Below are 460 nucleotides of genomic sequence, written 5' to 3'. Positions count from 1 at the left end.
GGCAAGCGATGGGGCGGTGTGTGGTGCCAGATCCTGTCCTGAGAGAGGAAGCAACCATGTTTGTCGAACGCATCGAATCCGACCTGATCGGACCGCTCGCTATCCCTGGCAGTGTGCTCTACGGCGTTCACACCCGTCGAGCGGAACAGAACTTTGACATTTCGGGGCTGCGCCTGAGGGATTTCCCCGAGCTCATCCAGTCGATGGCCATGGTGAAAAAGGCCGCTGGCCTGGCGAACATGGAACTCGGACTGCTCTCGCCCGAAAAGACACATGCCATATCGGATGCCTGTGACGAACTCATCGGACTTCGGGGGATCGAAGAGAATTTCCCCGTGGACATGATGCAGGGCGGGGCCGGCACGTCCACGAACATGAACGTCAACGAGGTTGTAACGAACCTGGCCTTGATCAAGCTCGGCGCAGCCGTTGGCGACTATACGAGACTGCACCCCAATGA

The 460-nt window shown here is 58.5% G+C and carries 1 protein-coding gene; it reads left to right on the top strand.

Features of this window, described 5'->3' with window-relative positions:
* Positions 1–56: 56 nt before the first annotated feature.
* Positions 57–460 (top strand): lyase family protein (locus tag EOA33_RS38375; RefSeq protein ID WP_245482624.1); only part of this gene is annotated, 404 nt, incomplete at its 3' end.

This window comes from Mesorhizobium sp. M4A.F.Ca.ET.050.02.1.1 (assembly GCF_003997725.1).
Taxonomy (GTDB): Bacteria; Pseudomonadota; Alphaproteobacteria; order Rhizobiales; family Rhizobiaceae; genus Mesorhizobium.
The sequence above is the reverse complement of the archived record's forward strand: the minus strand, read 5'-3'. Positions and strand labels throughout refer to the sequence as shown.